The organism is Pseudomonas sp. BF-RE-21 (assembly GCF_019947305.1).
In the GTDB taxonomy this organism is placed as follows: domain Bacteria; phylum Pseudomonadota; class Gammaproteobacteria; order Pseudomonadales; family Pseudomonadaceae; genus Aquipseudomonas; species Aquipseudomonas migulae.
This window is the reverse complement of sequence record NZ_JAGYGF010000013.1, coordinates 41,495-60,313: the sequence shown is the minus strand read 5'-3', so window position 1 is coordinate 60,313 and position 18,819 is coordinate 41,495. Positions and strand designations below refer to the sequence as shown.

Here is an 18,819-nt window from a genome sequence, read left to right as displayed (position 1 = left end):
CGCGCAACCCCGCTGTTTTAGCGGTGAGTACGACTGTAGGAGAGAACGGGTGGACGAGCAAAAAGCCCTGAGGGTAATGCGCGAATTGGTCGACAACGGCCAGTTGACCGACCCGGACAGCGCCCGTGGCAAATTGCTGCAAGTGGCGGCTCACCTGTTCCGCAACAAAGGCTACGAGCGCACCACGGTGCGTGATCTGGCCGGCGCGGTGGGCATTCAGTCGGGCAGCATTTTTCATCACTTCAAAAGCAAGGACGAGATCCTGCGGGCTGTGATGGAGGAAACCATTCGCTACAACACCGCGTTGATGCGTGCGGCGATCGCCGAAGCTGAAAACGTGCGCGAACGGGTACTGGCGCTGATTCGCTGTGAGTTGCAGTCGATCATGGGCGGCAGCGGCGAGGCCATGGCGGTGTTGGTGTACGAATGGCGTTCGCTGTCCGAGGACGGGCAAGCGAAGGTGTTGGCGTTGCGCGACATCTATGAAGACCTCTGGCTGCAGGTGCTGGGGGAGGCCAAGGACGCGGGATTCATTCGCGGGGACGTGTTTATCACCCGGCGTTTTCTGACCGGTGCGCTGTCCTGGACCACGACCTGGTATCGCCCGGATGGCAGCGTGAACCTCGATCAATTGGCCGATGAGGCGTTGATTCTGGTGCTCGAAGAAAAACAATAGTGTTGCCCGGAGCCGCAGGAAACTGGCTAAGTGGCCGAAACCGCCTAGCTTGAATGAATTGATGCGTACTTTTTTGGGGAGTGGGTTGTTTTGATGTCTTCGCCAATTCGGACGGCCTCGCGGCTTTTTCTGGCGGCGCTTGCAGCGCTTTGGGTATTACCGTCTCCGGCGGCGCAACTGGTGCGGGTCGGTGCCGCGCATTTTCCGCCGTACACCGTACGCCCTGAATCCGGTGCTGACACCGGGCTTCTGCCGCAATTGGTGGAGGCGCTCAATGCCTTGCAAACCGACTACCAGTTTGTGCTCGTGCCGACATCCATTCCGCGACGCTTCGGTGACTTCAAGCAGAGCCGGGTGGACATGGCTATTTTCGAGAACCCGAACTGGGGCTGGAAGGACATTCCCCACGTCAGCGTCGACATGGGCCTGGAAGATGCCGAGATTTTTGTCGCGCAACGGATACCCAATCGTCAGCAGAACTATTTCGCCGATCTTGCCGGCAAGCGTCTGGCGCTGTTCAGCGGCTATCACTACGAATTCGCCAACTTCAATGCCGACCCCAAAGTCCTCGCGCAAAACTACAACGCCACGCTGACCTATTCCCATGACAGCAACCTGCTGATGGTGCTGCGCGGGCGCGCCGACATTGCCCTGGTGACGCGCTCCTACCTGAGCGATTACCTGCTGCGTAACGAGAAGGTCGCCGATCAGTTGCTGGTGTCCGAGCGCATCGATCAGGTCTATCACCATTACGCCATTCTCCGTCCGACGGCGCCCATCAGTGGCGTTGCCTTCGGCAAGTTGCTGCAAGGGTTGCGGGACAACGGCCAGATGCTGAGGATTTTCGATCCTTACAAGATCGCCATCGTGCCAGTTCCCCAGGATTGACGATAAGGCTTCAACCCCCTGGAAAGTAGCAGGCGCCCATACGTCGTAAATTCCTTTTTTCGAGGAGCAAACTGTCAAATGTGACAGTAGTCGCTCTCATTGCCTTGCGGTTAGATGACTTTCCGGTGCTGAACCCTTTAATGGGGGAAAGCCTCATTACGAAAAGGCATCTGCAATGTCAAATAACGAATCGAATTTACTCCCGCGTCTTCCAACTCCGTTGGTGAAGCAAGCTGTCGGCAAGTTTCTGACTGTGCCGACGCCGGATGGAGAGTCCGGTATCACTGTTGATGTTGCCCGTTGGCGGACTATTGAGGTTGGCCAACCGACTACTTTGCATATCTGTGGGTACAATCGGGATGGCTCGACAATGATGCAGCTCATCGTAGATAAGGAGCCTGTAACCCAAGACGAATATGTGAAAGGTTGGTCTCGAGACATTAGTTGGGAGCATTTTCAAGGCCTGCTTGACCGCAGTCACCTCATGTTTGTTTTTCAGGTGCCGCTGGAGAACGGCGAATGTGGTTGCCCGGATTTGTTTCCGCCACTGAGTCTTGAGATTGTGTTGCGCTACGAAGATGTAACAACGTTCAGTGCGAAGGACGGGACAGATAACTGGAACGGCTGGATGAGGGGAGAGGCTGCGGCTGACCCTCGAGATCTCACTGTCAGGCAAGATGGGAATGGCTATGCATTATTCAGCAACACGTTCACCAGTCGATCTTCAGGCGTTCTGTTAAGCAAGAGCTTCCAGGATTTAGAGGTGGGGCGCGTGTATACCTTTGGGATTGACGTGCGCCGTTGGATAAACCGTTATGCAGTTCCAGTGCTCTCACTTGAATCCAGTGCTGGTGTCATTGTCCCACCCACTGAGATTACATCAGCGGTAAACCGCCTGGAGGGTTCGTTTACGGCGGACTCGTCGCAAATGGACTTGGAGATCGTCAGTCATATCGCCACTGGTGTAGGGAACGACTACATCATTAGCAAAATCTGGCTTACGTCACTCTGAGGTTTACGACAGTCATCGCTAAATTTCCAAGCCTGGCTCACGTTCCTAAGTGAACTGTCGATGATCGTGAGCCCGACCCATGCCCAATCTGAATGACCTGACTGCCGTGGCTTTGCCGACAGGCAACCGCCTTGTCGCGGATGAAACCGAAAACCGCCTGAGCCTGAGCCTGGACGCGCAACCGCTGATTACCTTGCGGCTGACGCGTGAGCCCGAGTTGCACGTGCATGTCGAGGCTCGCGTCGACACTCAGGCCGTGTGGGCCGCCGGTTATTGGCTGTTTGCCCGTGACCCGGCTTGCCAGCGCCTGACCTGGCACCTCGATAAAGCTCCCGCCGAAGCCTTGCTCAGCGGGTTGCTGGTGTCGACCGAACTCGCCGGCCAGTATCGCTGCGAGCGCACACTGTTCTGGCAGTTGCCGCAGCCTTGGCTGGGGACATCGCTGACCAGCGGCTACCCGCAGCAAATGGTGATCAGCGCTGGCAAGCGTCATCCATTGCGCCCGGTGAAACCGCGCGGTGAAGTCTATCGACGTTTCGATGCGCGGCTGGGGGCGTGGATTTCCCTGCGAACGCTGGACATCGACCTGGACCTGGCGCGGTTCAATCGCTGGCAGAACAGTGCGCGGGTGGCGAGTTTCTGGCAGGAAGAGGGCAGCCTTGAACAGCATCGCGAATACCTGGGCAAACTCGACGCCGACCCCCACACCGTGACGTTGATCGGCTGTTTCGATGATCAGCCGTTTGCTTATTTCGAAGCCTACTGGGCCAAGGAAGACCGCATTGCGCCGTTCTACGATGTCGATGATTACGACCGTGGCATTCACATGCTGGTCGGCGAAGAAAACCATCGCGGTCCGCACAAGGTGGCGAGCTGGTTATCGGCGTTGACGCATTACCTGTTTCTCGACGATCCGCGTACCCGGCGGGTGGTTGCAGAGCCGCGAGCCGACAACGCGAAGATGATCGGGTACATGCAGGGTCAGCGGTTTCATTGCGAGAAAGAGTTCGACTTCCCGCACAAGCGCGCGGCGTTGATGGTGTTGGGGCGGGAGCGGTTTTTTGAGCGGTGTGGGTTGGCTTGATGCTTATGGCTCAAGATCCGTAGCGGTCTTGAGTCCGCCTTCGCGGGCAAGCCTCGCTCCTACAGGTTAGTGTCGTTTTGGCGAGCGACACGGACCTGTAGGAGCGAGGCTTGCCCGCGAAGCTTTTAACGGCGGGAGAAAGTGTCTGCGCGACTGCCCGACACCTTGCGGCAATGCACCAGCGCGTCGCGAATCATGAAGTTCACCAGGGTTGGCGAAACACCCAGTTCCTTGGCGATGTCCTTTTGCGGCACGCCGTGCAGGCGGTACATCTCGAAGGCGTAACGGGTGCGGCTCGGCAGCTCCGTCAGCGCGTCGGCGATGTTTTCCAGGGTCGAAAAATTGATGTGCGAGGTTTCCGGCGAAGCGCCTTGAATCACCACGTTCAGCCCTTCTTCTTCAGGCCCCGAATACTTCTGCTCCAGCGCCTGTTTGCGGTAGTGGTCGATCGCCAGGTTACGCACGATCTGGAACAGGTAACTGAGCTGAGCCTTGATCGAGGAGGTGATCTGCGGCGCCGATTGCAGGCGGAAGAACGCATCCTGAACCACATCTTCGGCACGGGATCGGCAGCCGGTAATACGGGCGGCAATCTTGACCAGAATCAGTCGATTGTCCACGAATGCCTGAAGTAGCGGTGAATCGCACCTGCTTGTGGATACTTGTTCCGTCATGGAAATCACCTTGCTGCAAATGGGGTCGTGGGACGACGGGTATATCGGAGCCGTCCTACACATCGAGCGACAAATTATTCTGAATGATAATGATTGTCAATTGAGAAAGAGAACTAATCCTTCTCTAAGGTTCGCAGTGAGAACTGCGACACGCTGTTGCGCTCGCTTGCGACACCCAGCCCCCGTTGGCGATCAAGCCTGCCGACTAATTATTTCAAGACGCCATCCGTTCTCATTGGTGAATGGCTCCGGGCGCAAGCCCCGGCCAAAACAGCATTCCCAATGCCTTGCGCGGTCGGCGAAGACCGCGTCCTGCATGCCCCTGAAGGGGCGTGAAAGCAGAAAACCGATTCCAATTGCAAGCCGAATTCAGGCAGGAAACCTCATGACCGACGCGTTCAAAATACCTGGCACACTGGTCCAAGCCCTTCAGCGCCGCGCGGCCCTGACGCCGGATCGGGTGGCCTTGCGTTTTCTCGCCGAAACCCCGGATCAGACGGTGGTGCTCAGTTATCGCGAACTGGATCAGCGGGCGCGCACCATTGCCGGCGCGTTGCAGGCCGAAACTGACTTTGGTGATCGCGCGGTGCTGCTGTTTCCCAGCGGTCCGGACTACGTCGCGGCGTTTTTTGGTTGCCTGTATGCGGGCGTGATCGCGGTGCCGGCTTATCCGCCGGAGTCGGCCAAGCGTCATCATCAGGAACGCCTGCTGTCGATCATCAGCGACGCCGAACCGCGCCTGCTGCTGACCAGCGCCGGCCTGCGCGATGCGTTGCTGCAAATCGAAGGCGCGCCGCCGCTGCTGTGCGTCGACACCCTCGACGGTGCACTGGCTGCCCAGTGGGTCGAACCGAATCTCGAAGGCGACCACATCGCCTTCCTGCAATACACCTCGGGCTCCACCGCGCTGCCAAAAGGCGTGCAAGTCAGCCATGGCAACCTGGTCGCCAATGAGTTGCTCATTCGCCACGGTTTCGGCATCGACCTGAACCCTGACGACGTGATCGTCAGCTGGCTGCCGCTGTACCACGACATGGGTTTGATTGGCGGTCTGTTGCAGCCGATTTTCAGCGGCGTGCCGTGCGTGTTGATGTCGCCGGCGTACTTCCTCGGTCGGCCGCTGCGCTGGCTCGAAGCGATCAGCGAGTACGGTGGCACCATCAGCGGTGGGCCGGATTTTGCCTACCGTCTGTGCAGCGAACGTGTCAGTGAATCGGCGCTGGAACGCCTCGACCTCAGCGGCTGGCGCGTGGCGTATTCCGGTTCCGAACCGATTCGCCTCGACACCCTCGATCGTTTCGCCGAGAAGTTCGCGACTTGCGGTTTCACCCCGGACAGTTTCATGGCGTCTTACGGCTTGGCCGAGGCCACGTTGTTCGTCGCCGGTACACCCCGTGGTCAAGGCATCGGCAACCTGCGCGTGGATGATCAGGCGTTGGCGCAAAACCGTGCCGAAGCGGGTGAAGGCAGCGCGATCATGAGTTGCGGCATCAGCCAGCCAGATCACGCGGTGCTGATTATCGACCCATTGGCGCTGACCGAACTGGCCGACAACGCGGTCGGCGAAGTCTGGGCCACCGGGCCGAGCATCGCCCATGGCTACTGGCGCAACCCCGAGGCCAGCGCCAAGACCTTCGTTCAACACGACGGCAAAACCTGGCTGCGCACCGGCGACCTGGGTTTCATGCGCAACGGCGAGCTGTTCATCACCGGTCGCCTGAAAGACATGCTGATCGTTCGCGGTCACAACCTGTACCCGCAGGACATCGAGCAGACCATCGAGCGTGAAGTGGAAGTGGTGCGCAAAGGTCGCGTCGCCGCGTTCGCCATGAACATCGACGGTCAGGAAGGCATCGGCATCGCCGCGGAAATCAGTCGCAGCGTGCAGAAAATCCTGCCGCCCGAGGCACTGATCAAAGCCATCCGCCAGGCGGTGGCCGAGGCGTATCAGGAAGCACCGAGCGTGGTGGTGTTGCTCAATCCGGGCGCATTGCCAAAAACCTCCAGCGGTAAACTGCAACGTTCGGCGTGCCGCAATCGGCTGGCGGATGGCAGCCTCGACAGCTACGCACTGTTCCCATCGGCGACCCCTGAAAACCAGGCAAAAACCGAGTCGGGTTCCGAGCTGCAAAGCTTGATCGGCCAGATCTGGGCCGAGCAATTGCAGGTGAAACAGATCGGTGCCGATGACCACTTCTTCCTGCTCGGTGGCAACTCCATCGCCGCCACTCAGGTGGTTGCGCGTTTGCGCGAAGAGTTGGGTCTGGAGCTGAACCTGCGCCTGCTGTTTGAAGCGCCGACCCTCGGTGCATTTACCGCGGTGGTCGCACAGCAACAACAGGATGGCGGCCTGGCCCAAGGCGCGATCAGCACGCTGTCGCGCAGCGAAGCGATGCCGCAATCCCTCGCGCAAAACCGTTTGTGGATTACCTGGCAGCTCGACCCGCAAAGCAGCGCCTACAACATTCCCGGCGCCTTGCGTTTGCGTGGCGAACTGGATGAAGACGCCCTGCGCGCCAGTTTCCAGCACCTGATCGAACGCCACGAATCCCTGCGCACGCGCTTCTTCGAACGTGACGGCGTGGCGCTGCAACAGGTCATTGCCGCTGGCGAATTCAACCTGCAACGGATCGACATCAGCGATTTGCCCGTCGCCGAGCGTGAAGCCCGCGCGCAGCAAATCCGCGAGGACGAAGCGCACACCCAGTTCGATCTGGAGAAAGGTCCGCTGCTGTGGGTGACGCTGGTGCGCCTCGATGACGAGGATCACCAGTTGCTGGTGACGCTGCACCACATCATCGCCGATGGTTGGTCGCTGAACGTGCTGATCGACGAGTTCTCGCGCCTGTATGCCGCTGCGTCCCAAGGGCAAACGGCAACGTTCGCGCCATTGCCGACCCAGTACGCCGACTACGGCAGCTGGCAGCGTCAATGGCTGGCGCAAGGTGAGGGCGAGCGGCAACTGGCCTACTGGAAAACGCAGTTGGGCGAGGAGCATCCGACCCTGGACCTGGCCACCGATCACCCGCGTTCGGCGCAACACCGTCACAGCGCCGCGCGCCACACCGTGCGTTTGGCTGCCCCCCTCAGCGAGGCGATTCGCCAGACTGCCCAGGCCCACGACGCCACCTCATTCATGCTGTTGCTCACGGCGTTCCAGAGCCTGTTGCACCGTTACAGTGGCCAAACCGACATTCGCATCGGCGTGCCGAACGCCAACCGTCCGCGCCTGGAAACCCAGGGCTTGATCGGCTTCTTCATCAACACTCAGGTGCTGCGTGCCGAGGTGGATTCGCGGTTGCCATTTGTTGAACTGTTGGCGCAAACCCGCCAGACAGCCTTGGGCGCCCAGGCGCATCAGGACCTGCCGTTCGAACAACTGCTGGAAGCGTTCCCGCAGGCCCGCGAACAAGGCTTGTTCCAGGTCATGTTCAACCATCAGCAACGGGACCTGAGCGCACTGCGTCGCTTGCCCGGGCTGCTCGCCGAAGAACTGCCGTGGCACAGCCGCGAAGCCAAGTTCGATTTGCAATTGCACAGTGAGGAAGACCGTAACGGTCGCCTGAGCCTGTCGTTCGACTACGCCAGCGAGCTGTTTGACGCCACTACCATCGAGCGTCTGGCCGAGCATTTCAGCAACCTGCTGCGGGCCATTTGCGAGCAGCCGGTCACCACCGTCGGCGACCTGCAACTGTTGACCGCGAGCGAGCACGATCAGCAAACCTCGTGGAGCGTCGCACCGTGCACACCGGCCAGCCAATGGCTGCCGGAACTGCTGAACGAACAGGCGCGCCTGACCCCGGAGCGCACCGCGCTGCTGTGGGACGGCGGCAGCCTGGACTTCGCCGAACTGCACGCCAAGGCCAACCGCCTTGCGCATTACCTGCGCGACAAAGGCGTCGGCCCGGACGTTTGCGTGGCCATCGCCGCCGAGCGTTCGCCGCAACTGTTGATCGGCCTGTTGGCGATCATCAAGGCCGGTGGTGCCTACGTGCCGCTGGACCCGGATTACCCGACCGAGCGCCTGGCGTACATGCTCGGCGACAGCGGCGTCGAATTGCTCCTGACCCAAACCGAATTGCTCGACCGGCTGCCGGCCACCGATGGTGTCAGCGTGATCGCTATGGATGCACTGCACCTGGAGAACTGGCCGAGCCAGGCGCCGGGCCTGCATCTGCACGGCGACAACCTCGCTTACGTGATTTACACCTCTGGCTCCACCGGCCAGCCGAAGGGCGTCGGCAACACCCATGCGGCGCTCGCCGAACGCCTGCAATGGATGCAGAACACTTATCGCCTGAACGACACCGACGTGCTGATGCAAAAGGCGCCGATCAGTTTTGACGTGTCGGTGTGGGAATGCTTCTGGCCGCTGATCACCGGGGCGCGTTTGCTGATTGCCGGGCCCGGCGAACACCGCGATCCGCACCGCATTGCCCAACTGGTTCAGCAATACGGGGTGACCACGCTGCACTTTGTGCCGCCGCTGCTTTCGTTGTTTATCGACGAGCCGCTCACCGCCGAATGCACCAGCCTGCGTCGTGTGTTCTCGGGCGGCGAAGCCTTGCCGGCGGAACTGCGCAACCGCGTGCTGGAGCAACTGCCGACCGTGCAACTGCACAACCGTTATGGCCCGACTGAAACCGCGATCAACGTCACTCATTGGCATTGCAGCACGGCCGATGGCGAGCGCTCGCCGATTGGCCGTCCGTTGGGCAACGTGATTTGCCGCGTGCTCGACAGTGAGCTCAACCCGGTGCCGGCCGGTGTGCCCGGTGAGTTGTGCATCAGCGGCATCGGTCTGGCCCGGGGGTATCTGGGGCGTCCGGGGCTGACGGCTGAACGTTTTGTCGTTGACCCGTTGGGCGAGCAGGGCGCACGTCTGTATCGCACCGGCGACCGCGCCCGTTGGACCGCCGATGGCGTGATCGAATACCTCGGCCGTCTCGATCAGCAGGTCAAACTGCGGGGCTTTCGCGTCGAACCGGAAGAAATCGAAGCGCGTCTGCTGGCGCAGGACGGTGTCGCGCAAGCCGTGGTGCTGGTGCGCGAAACCGGCGCTGGCGGGCAGTTGATCGGTTACTACACGGCCAGCGAAACCAGTGAATCCGAAGACACTCAAACCGCTCGCCTGAAAACCGCGCTGGCGGCCGAGCTGCCGGAGTACATGGCCCCGGCGCAGCTGATGCGCCTTGACGAAATGCCCCTCGGCCCAAGCGGCAAACTGGACCGCCGTGCCTTGCCGGAGCCGCAATGGCAGGTGCGCGAACACGTCGAGCCGGTGACTGAACTTGAACAGCAGATCGCCGCGATCTGGCGTGAAGTGCTGGGCTTGAAGCAGATCGGTCTGCGCGACGACTTCTTCGCCCTCGGCGGCCATTCGCTGCTGGCCACGCAAATCATCTCCCGCATCCGTCAGGCCTGCGACGTCGAATTGCCGCTGCGCGCGTTGTTCGAAAACAGTGAGCTGGGGGCATTCTCCCGGCAGGTTCAACAGATTCAGGCCAGCGGCAACACCAACAAACAACCGCCGATTGAAAAGGTCGACCGCAGCCAACCGGTGCCGCTGTCCTATTCCCAGCAGCGTATGTGGTTCCTCTGGCAGATGGAGCCGGACAGCCCGGCCTACAACGTCGGCGGCATGGCGCGGTTGCGCGGGGTGCTGGACATCGGGCGCTTCGAGACAGCGTTGCAAGCGCTGATCATGCGTCACGAAACCTTGCGCACCACGTTCCCGAGCATCGACGGCGTGGCGCAACAGCGCGTGCACCCGGAAACCGGGATGCGCATGGACTGGAAGGATTTTTCCGCGCTGGACGCCGATTTGCGCGAACAGCGGGTGCAGGCACTGGCCGACAGCGAAGCGCATCAACCCTTCGATCTGGAAACCGGGCCGCTGCTGCGCGCCTGCCTGGTCAAGACCGCCGAGCAGGAACATTACCTGGTGCTGACCCTGCACCACATCGTCACCGAAGGCTGGGCGATGGACATTTTCGCCCGGGAACTCAGTGCGCTTTACGAAGCGTTCGTCGATGACCGCGAATCGCCACTGGCGCCGCTGCCGGTGCAATACCTCGATTACAGCGTCTGGCAGCGCCAGTGGCTGGAGTCCGGCGAACGTCAGCGTCAGCTCGACTACTGGACCGCGCAACTGGGCCGCGAACATCCGTTGCTGGAATTGCCCGCCGACCGTCCGCGTCCTGCGGTGCAAAGCCATCAGGGCGAGCTGTTCCGTTTCGACCTGAGCGATGATCTCGCCGCACGAGTCCGCGCCTTCAACGCGCAAAACGGCCTGACCCTGTTCATGACCATGACCGCCGCGCTGGCCGTGCTGCTTTACCGCTACAGCGGCCAGACCGACCTGCGCATCGGCGCGCCGGTGGCCAACCGCATTCGCCCCGAAAGCGAAGGGCTGATCGGTGCGTTCCTCAACACCCAAGTGCTGCGTTGCCAGCTCGACGGGCAGATGTCCGTTGGCGAACTGTTCGAGCAGGTGCGCCACACCGTGATCGAAGGCCAGTCCCATCAGGACCTGCCGTTCGATCATTTGGTTGAAGCGTTGCAGCCACCGCGCAGCGCTGCGTACAACCCGCTGTTCCAGGTGATGTGCAACGTGCAGCGCTGGGAATTCCAGCAGAGCCGCACGCTGGCCGGCATGACGGTCGAGTACCTGGCGAACGATGCGCGAGCGACCAAATTCGACCTCAACCTGGAAGTGACCGACCTCGATCATCGGTTGGGTTGCTGCCTGACTTACAGCACCGACCTGTTCGATGAACCGCGCATTGCGCGCATGGCCGGGCACTGGCGCAATCTGCTGGAAGCGTTGCTGGCCGATCCGCAACAGCGCCTCAGTGAACTGCCGTTGCTCGAAACCACGGAACAGCAAAAGCTGCTCGACAGCCTGGGCATCGAACCGGGTGAACATCGACTGGATCAGTGCATTCATCACCTGTTTAGTGAACAGGCGCTGGTGCGCAAGGATGCGCCGGCGCTGACGTTCGCCGGGCAAACCCTGAGCTACGCCGAACTCGACAGCCGCGCCAATCGCCTGACCTGGATGCTGCGCGAACGGGGTGTCGGGCCGCAGGTTCGCGTCGGTCTGGCACTTGAGCGGTCGCTGGAAATGGTCATCGGCCTGCTGGCGATCCTCAAGGCGGGTGGCGCTTATGTGCCGCTCGATCCGGAATACCCGCTCGATCGCCTGCATTACATGATCGAAGACAGCGGCATCGGTTTGCTGCTCAGCGATGCGGCGATGTTCCAGGCCCTGGGTGATCTGCCGACAACCGTCAGTCGCTGGTGCCTCGAAGATGACGCTGCCGAATTGGCCAACTACCCGGCCACCGAACTGCCGTTCATCAGCCTGCCGCAGCATCAGGCGTACCTGATTTACACCTCCGGTTCCACCGGCAAGCCGAAAGGCGTGGTGGTGTCCCACGGTGAAATTGCCATGCACTGCCAAGCGGTAATCGAGCGTTTCGGCATGCGTGCGGACGACTGTGAGCTGCACTTCTATTCGATCAACTTCGACGCCGCGACCGAGCGTCTGCTGGTGCCGTTGTTGAGCGGTGCGCAAGTGGTCTTGCGTGCTCAAGGGCAGTGGGACGCAGAAGAAATCTGCGGATTGATCCGTCGCCACCACATCAACATCCTCGGCTTCACCCCAAGCTATGGCAGCCAACTGGCGCAGTGGCTGGCGACTCAGGGTGAAACCTTGCCGGTGCGCATGTGCATCACCGGCGGTGAAGCCCTGACCGGCGAGCACTTGCAGCGCATTCGCGCAGCGTTCAAACCGAGCCTGTTCTTCAACGCCTACGGCCCGACCGAAACGGTGGTCATGCCGTTGGCCAGTCTTGCACCGCAGCAACTTGAAGAAGGGTTGGGCAGTGTGCCGATCGGCAGCGTGATCGGTGCTCGCGTGGCCTACATTCTCGATGCCGACCTGGCACTGGTGCCGCAAGGCGCAACCGGTGAGTTGTACGTCGGCGGTGCCGGTCTGGCCCAGGGTTATCACGACCGTCCGGGCATCACGGCGGAACGCTTCGTGGCCAACCCGTTTGCAGCGGATGGCGGGCGGATTTATCGCACCGGCGACCTGGTGCGGCAGCGCGCCGACGGTCTGGTGGAATACCTCGGCCGCATCGACCATCAAGTGAAAATCCGCGGTTTCCGCATCGAACTGGGCGAGATCGAAACCCGACTGCTGGACCATGATTCGATCCGTGAAGCGGTGGTGCTGGCGCTGGACGCCCCGAGCGGCAAACAACTGGTTGGCTATCTGGTCACCGAAGTGGCTGAGCAGGACGAAGCGCAACAAGCCGAGCTGCGCGAAGCCCTCAAGGCTCACCTGAAATCGCAATTGCCGGAATACATGGTACCGACGCACCTGATCCTGCTGGCGAGCATGCCGCTGACTGCCAACGGCAAACTCGACCGTCGTGCATTGCCGGCGCCGGACCCGGAATTGAATCGTCAGGACTATGTGGCGCCAAGCAACGAGCTGGAACTGACATTGGCGCAGATCTGGTGCGAAGTGCTGAACGTCGCGCAAGTCGGCCTCAACGATAACTTCTTCGAACTGGGTGGCGACTCGATCCTGTCGATCCAGGTGGTCAGCCGCGCGCGGCAGCAGGGCATTCACTTCAGCCCGCGTGACCTGTTCCAGCACCAGACAGTTCAAACACTCGCCGCCGTGGCCAGCCGCACCGAGCAGGTTACGGCCGAGCAGGGTTTGCTCACCGGCGAATCGCGTCTGACCCCGATCCAGCACTGGTTCTTCGACACCGACATGCCCGAGCGTCAGCACTGGAACCAGGCGTTGTTGCTGGAACCGACCGTTGCGCTGGAACCTCATCGCCTGGAGCAAGCGCTGCTGGCGGTGATCGAACAGCACGACGCCTTGCGCTTGCGCTTCACCGAGGCCGGCGGCGCATGGACGGCGGCGCACCAGAAGGTGGGAGACGCTCCCGTGTTGTGGCAAGTGCATGTGCCGGCGATGGATAAATGCGCGGCTTTGTTTGCCGATGCCCAGCGCAGCCTTGACCTCGAACAGGGGCCGTTGATGCGTGTGCTGCTGATCGATGGTCCCGAGGGCCAGCAACGGCTGTTCTTCGCGATCCATCACTTGGTGGTGGACGGCGTTTCCTGGCGTGTGCTGCTGGACGATCTGCAAACGGTGTATCGCCAACTGGCGGCTGGGCAGTCGGTGAAACTGCCGGCGAAAACCAGCGCCTTCAAGGATTGGGCAGCCCGCTTGCAGGCGTATGCCGGCAGCGAATCCCTACGTGAAGAACTGAGCTGGTGGCAGTCGCAGCTGGCCGGACCGAGCGTCGAATTGCCGTGTGATCGCCCTGAGGGCGGCCGGCAGAATCGTCATGCGCAAACCGTCAGCGTACGCCTCGACGGCGAGTTCACTCGCCAGTTGCTGCAACAGGCACCGAGCGCCTATCGCACCCAGGTCAACGACCTGTTGCTGACGGCATTGGCCCGCGTGCTGTGCCGCTGGAGCGGGAATGAATCAGCGCTGATCCAACTTGAAGGCCACGGTCGCGAGGCACTGTTCGACGAGATCGACCTGACCCGCACTGTCGGCTGGTTCACCAGCGCCTACCCGCTGCGCCTGACACCCTTCAACATTGAAGAAGCCGCCGGCCAGGGCGCTTCGATCAAGGCGATCAAGGAACAACTGCGCGGCGTGCCGCACAAGGGCCTGGGCTATGGCGTGTTGCGTTACCTCGCCGACGACCTGTGCCGCGAAGCCATGGCCGCGTTGCCGGTGGCGCCGATCACCTTCAACTACCTCGGCCAGTTCGACCAGAGCTTTGGCGCGGACGCGTTGTTCCGTCCACTGGATGAACCGGTCGGTGCCGCCCACGATCCGAAAGCGCCGCTGCCTAACGAGTTGAGCGTTGACAGTCAGGTCTACGGCGGTGAATTGGTGCTGCGCTGGACCTTCAGCGCCGAGCGCCACGATCCGCAAACCATCAGCGAACTGGCGGACGCCTACCTCGGCGAATTGCAGAGCCTGATCGTGCATTGCCTGCGTGACGAGGCGGGCGGCTTGACGCCGTCGGACTTCCCGCTGGCGAAGCTGACCCAGCCGCAACTCGATGCACTGCCGATTCCGGCCGCCGCCATCGAAGACGTCTACCCGCTGACCCCGATGCAGGAAGGCATGCTGCTGCACACCTTGCTCGAACCGGGCACCGGCCTCTACTACATGCAGGACCGCTACCGCATCAACAGCGCGCTCGATCCGCAACGTTTTGCCGAGGCCTGGCAAGCGGTGATCGCCCGTCACGAAGCCTTGCGTGCATCGTTCTGCTGGAACGTTGGCGAAGACATGCTGCAGGTTATCCACAAGCCGGGCAGCACGCCGATCGAGTCCCTCGACTGGACGACAATCGCCGAGGCCGAGCAAGAACCCAAGTTGCAGGCGTTGCTGAAAAGCGAGCGTGAAGCCGGGTTCGATCTGCTCAACCAGGCCCCGTTCCACCTGCGTTTGATCAAGGTTGGCGAAGCGCGCTATTGGTTCATGATGAGCAACCACCACATCCTCATCGATGCCTGGTGCCGCTCGTTGCTGATGAACGATTTCTTCGAAATCTACACCGCGTTGGGTGAAAGTCGCGAAGCCCAACTGGCTGTGCCGCCGCGCTACCGCGACTACATCGGCTGGCTGCAACGCCAGAGCCTGGCCGAAGCGCGGCAGTGGTGGAAAACCAACCTGCAAGGCTTCGAACGGACCACGCCGATCCCGAGCGACCGGCCGTTCCTGCGTGAACATGCCGGCGACAGCGGCGGCATGATCGTCGGCGACCGCTACACCCGACTCGATGCCCGCGACGGTGCGCAACTGCGTGAACTGGCGCAGGCCCATCAACTGACCATCAACACCTTCGCCCAAGCGGCGTGGGCCCTGGTCTTGCGGCGCTTGAGCGGTGATCGCGACGTGCTGTTCGGCGTCACGGTGGCCGGGCGCCCGGTGGAAATGCCGGAGATGCAACGCACCGTCGGGCTGTTCATCAACAGCATCGCGCTGCGGGTGAAGATGCCGGAAGACGATCAGCGTTGCAGCGTTCGCCAGTGGCTGAGTGGCTTGCTCGACAGCAACATGCAACTGCGCGAGTACGAATACCTGCCGCTGGTGAGCATTCAGGAAAACAGCGAATTGCCGAAGGGCCAACCGCTGTTCGACAGCCTGTTCGTGTTCGAAAACGCGCCGGTGGAAGTCTCGGTACTGGACCGTGCGCAGAGCCTCAACGCGACCTCGGATTCGGGCCGCACCCACACCAACTTCCCGCTGACGGCGGTGTGCTATCCGGGCGATGACCTGGGCTTGCACCTGTCTTACGACCAGCGTTATTTCGATGAGTCGACCGTTGAACGCATGCTCGGTGAGTTCAAGCGCCTGTTGCTGGCGCTGGTCGAAGGTTTCCATGGCGACATGGCGGACTTGCCGCTGCTGGGGGCCGAGGAACAGGATTTCCTGATCCACGGCTGCAACCAGAGCGAACACGATTACCCGTTGGAGCAGAGCTACGTTGCGTTGTTTGAAGCGCAGGTTGCACAGCATCCGCAACGGATCGCCGCCAGTTGCCTCGATCAGCAACACAGCTACGCCGAACTGAACCAGTGCAGCAACCGTCTCGGCCATGTGTTGACGGCAGCCGGTGTCGGGCTGGATCAGCCGGTGGCGTTGCTGGCCGAACGTAACCTCGATCTGCTCGGAATGATCATCGGCAGCTTCAAGGCCGGTGCGGGTTATCTGCCGCTGGATCCGGGGCTGCCAAGTCAGCGCCTGAGCCGGATCATCGACCTGAGCCGCACGCCGTTGCTGGTCTGCACCCAGGCCTGTCGCGAACAGGCGGTGGCGTTGCTGGAGGAATTCGGTTGCGCCAATCGGCCACGGTTGCTGGTGTGGGAAGAGGTGCAGGCGAGCGAAGTGTCGGTGGCGAATCCGGGCATCTACAGCGGCCCGGACAACCTTGCCTACGTGATCTACACCTCGGGTTCGACCGGCCTGCCCAAAGGTGTGATGGTCGAACAGCGCGGCATGCTCAACAACCAATTGAGCAAGCTGCCGTACCTGAACCTCAGCGCTGCCGATGTGATCGCGCAGACCGCTTCGCAAAGCTTCGACATTTCGGTCTGGCAGTTCCTTGCCGCACCGTTGTTCGGCGCGCGGGTGGACATCGTGCCGAACACCATTGCCCACGATCCGCAAGGCTTGCTGGCGCATGTGTCGGCCCAGGGCATCACCGTGCTGGAAAGCGTGCCGTCGCTGATTCAGGGCATGCTCGCCCAGGAACGCATGAGCCTCGACGGCCTGCGCTGGATGCTGCCGACCGGTGAGGCGATGCCGCCGGAACTCGCGCACCAATGGTTGCTGCGCTACCCGGACATCGGGCTGGTGAATGCTTACGGTCCGGCGGAATGTTCGGACGACGTGGCGTTCTTCCGTGTCGACATGGCGTCGACTCGCGGCAGTTACTTGCCGATTGGTACGCCGACCGACAACAACCGTTTGTACCTGCTCGATGGCGCGCTGGACCTGGTGCCGTTGGGTGCGGTGGGCGAACTGTGCGTGGCCGGCACCGGTGTCGGTCGCGGCTATGTCAGCGATCCGTTGCGCACGGCGCAGGTGTTTGTGCCGAACCCGTTTGGCGCGCCGGGCGATCGTCTGTATCGCACCGGCGACCTGGCCCGTCGTCGCAGTGACGGTGTGCTGGAGTACGTTGGGCGCATCGACCATCAGGTGAAAATTCGCGGCTACCGCATCGAGCTGGGTGAAATCGAAGCGCGTCTGCATGAGCAACCGGAAGTGCGCGAAGCGGCGGTTGGTGTGCAGGAAGGCGTGAGCGGCAAGCATCTGGTCGGCTATTTGGTTGCGACTGATTCTTCACTTAATCCGACTGAGCGCCTGGAGCGCATCAAGCAGCGCCTGCGCGCCGAGCTGCCGGAATACATGGTGCCGCTGCACTGGTTGTGGCTGGAACGGATGCCGCTCAATGCCAACGGCAAACTGGACCGCAAGGCACTGCCGGCGCTGGAGATCGGCCAGTTGCAGAGCCAGGATTATCAGGCGCCGCGCAATGAACTGGAGCAGACGTTGGCGGATATCTGGGCCGAGGTGTTGAAGGTCGAAAAGGTCGGTGTGCGCGACAACTTCTTCGAGTTGGGCGGGCATTCGCTGCTGGCGACGCAGATTGCGTCGCGGGTGCAGAAAGCCCTGCAACGGGATGTGCCGCTGCGGGCGATGTTCGAGTGCAGCACGGTGGAGGAATTGGCTGAGTACATCGACGGGTTGGCGGCGAGTGACATCACCGAGGACAAGGTTGATCGGTTGAATGACTTGATGGCGGAGTTGGAGGGTCTGTAATTCTCTAGCGTCTGTAAGGGCCCCTTCGCGGGCAAGCCTCGCTCCTACAGGATTTGTGTCGTTCATAATAATTGCAATCGACACAAATCCTGTAGGAGCGAGGCTTGCCCGCGAAGGCGTCATTTCAGCCACCACAAAGTTGACTCTGGATCGCTGGCGGCTCAGTCTGCCCGCTCCCTTTTTGGCAGAGGAGACAGTTTGATGCCCTTCGTTACGATTGACGGACAACCCCTTCACTACATCGATCAAGGCACCGGCCCCGCCGTATTGCTCGCCGGCAGCTACCTCTGGGACCAAACCATGTGGGCGCCGCAGATCGCCGCCCTGTCGCAGCAATACCGGGTCATCGCCCTGGACCTGTGGGGCCACGGTGAGTCAGGCTCGCTACCCGAAGGCACGCAATCGCTGGATGACATTGCACGTCAGGCGCTGGCCTTGCTCGATCATCTGCACATCGACCGTGTCACGCTGGTCGGTCTTTCCGTCGGTGGCATGTGGGGCGTGCGCCTGGCGCTGTCGGTTCCTCAGCGGATCAACGGCCTGGTGCTGATGGACACCTACGTCGGTGTCGAACCTGAACCCACTCGCCAATACTATTTCTCGCTGTTCAAACAGATCGAAGACAGCGGCGTGATTGCACCGCAACTGCTCGACATCGTCGTGCCGATTTTCTTCCGTCCGGGCATCGACCCGCAGTCGGCGCTGTATCAGGATTTCCGCGCAAAACTGGCTGCGCTGCCGCCAGAGCGTCTGCGCGAAAGTATCGTGCCGATGGGGCGGATCACATTTGGGCGCGATGATGTGTTGCCGCGCCTGGGCGAGCTGGAGGCTGAGGCCACGCTGGTGATGTGTGGTGATCAGGACAAACCGCGGCCACCGTCGGAAACCATTGAAATGGCCGAGTTGATCGGTTGTCCGTATGTGCTGGTGCCGGAGGCGGGGCATATCTCCAATCTGGAGAATCCGCGGTTTGTGACTGAGGTGTTGCTGGAGTTTCTAGCCCGGAAAAATTAGTCGATCTTGCTGACGCCTTCGCGGGCAAGCCTCGCTCCTACAGAAGTTGTGTCGTTCACAATAATCGCGACCGACACAACTTCTGTA

General features: G+C 61.3%; 7 protein-coding genes. 6 read left to right on the top strand and 1 reads right to left on the bottom strand.

Features of this window, described 5'->3' with window-relative positions:
- The first annotated feature begins 49 nt into the window (after positions 1-49).
- From KGB25_RS11905 to KGB25_RS11890, 4 genes are all read left to right on the top strand, one after another.
- Positions 50-676, top strand: coding sequence for a TetR/AcrR family transcriptional regulator (locus KGB25_RS11905; protein WP_008030281.1), 627 nt, complete (start codon positions 50-52; stop codon positions 674-676).
- Between the two features lie 93 nt (positions 677-769).
- Complete coding sequence (locus KGB25_RS11900) at positions 770-1,564, top strand: substrate-binding periplasmic protein (RefSeq protein ID WP_223435035.1); 795 nt, start codon at positions 770-772, stop codon at positions 1,562-1,564.
- A 175-nt stretch (positions 1,565-1,739) separates the two neighbouring features.
- Positions 1,740-2,576, top strand: coding sequence for a sugar-binding protein (locus KGB25_RS11895; RefSeq protein WP_223435034.1), 837 nt, complete (start codon positions 1,740-1,742; stop codon positions 2,574-2,576).
- A 79-nt stretch (positions 2,577-2,655) separates the two neighbouring features.
- Positions 2,656-3,660 carry a GNAT family N-acetyltransferase gene (locus KGB25_RS11890; RefSeq protein ID WP_223435033.1) on the top strand — a complete coding sequence of 335 codons (1,005 nt, stop codon included), beginning with the start codon at positions 2,656-2,658 and terminating at the stop codon, positions 3,658-3,660.
- 125 nt (positions 3,661-3,785) lie between these two features.
- On the opposite strand, the gene KGB25_RS11885 is transcribed toward KGB25_RS11890, so the two are convergent.
- On the bottom strand, positions 3,786-4,334 hold the full coding sequence (locus KGB25_RS11885; RefSeq protein ID WP_008030278.1) for an RNA polymerase factor sigma-70: 549 nt from the start codon (positions 4,332-4,334) through the stop codon (positions 3,786-3,788).
- Between the two features lie 385 nt (positions 4,335-4,719).
- Here KGB25_RS11885 and KGB25_RS11880 point away from each other — a divergent pair, with 385 nt between their 5' ends.
- Complete coding sequence (locus KGB25_RS11880; protein ID WP_223435032.1) at positions 4,720-17,718, top strand: non-ribosomal peptide synthetase; 12,999 nt, start codon at positions 4,720-4,722, stop codon at positions 17,716-17,718.
- 201 nt (positions 17,719-17,919) lie between these two features.
- A complete protein-coding gene (locus KGB25_RS11875; RefSeq protein ID WP_223435031.1) occupies positions 17,920-18,732 on the top strand; it encodes an alpha/beta fold hydrolase in 813 nt (270 codons plus the stop codon).
- Positions 18,733-18,819: the final 87 nt, after the last annotated feature.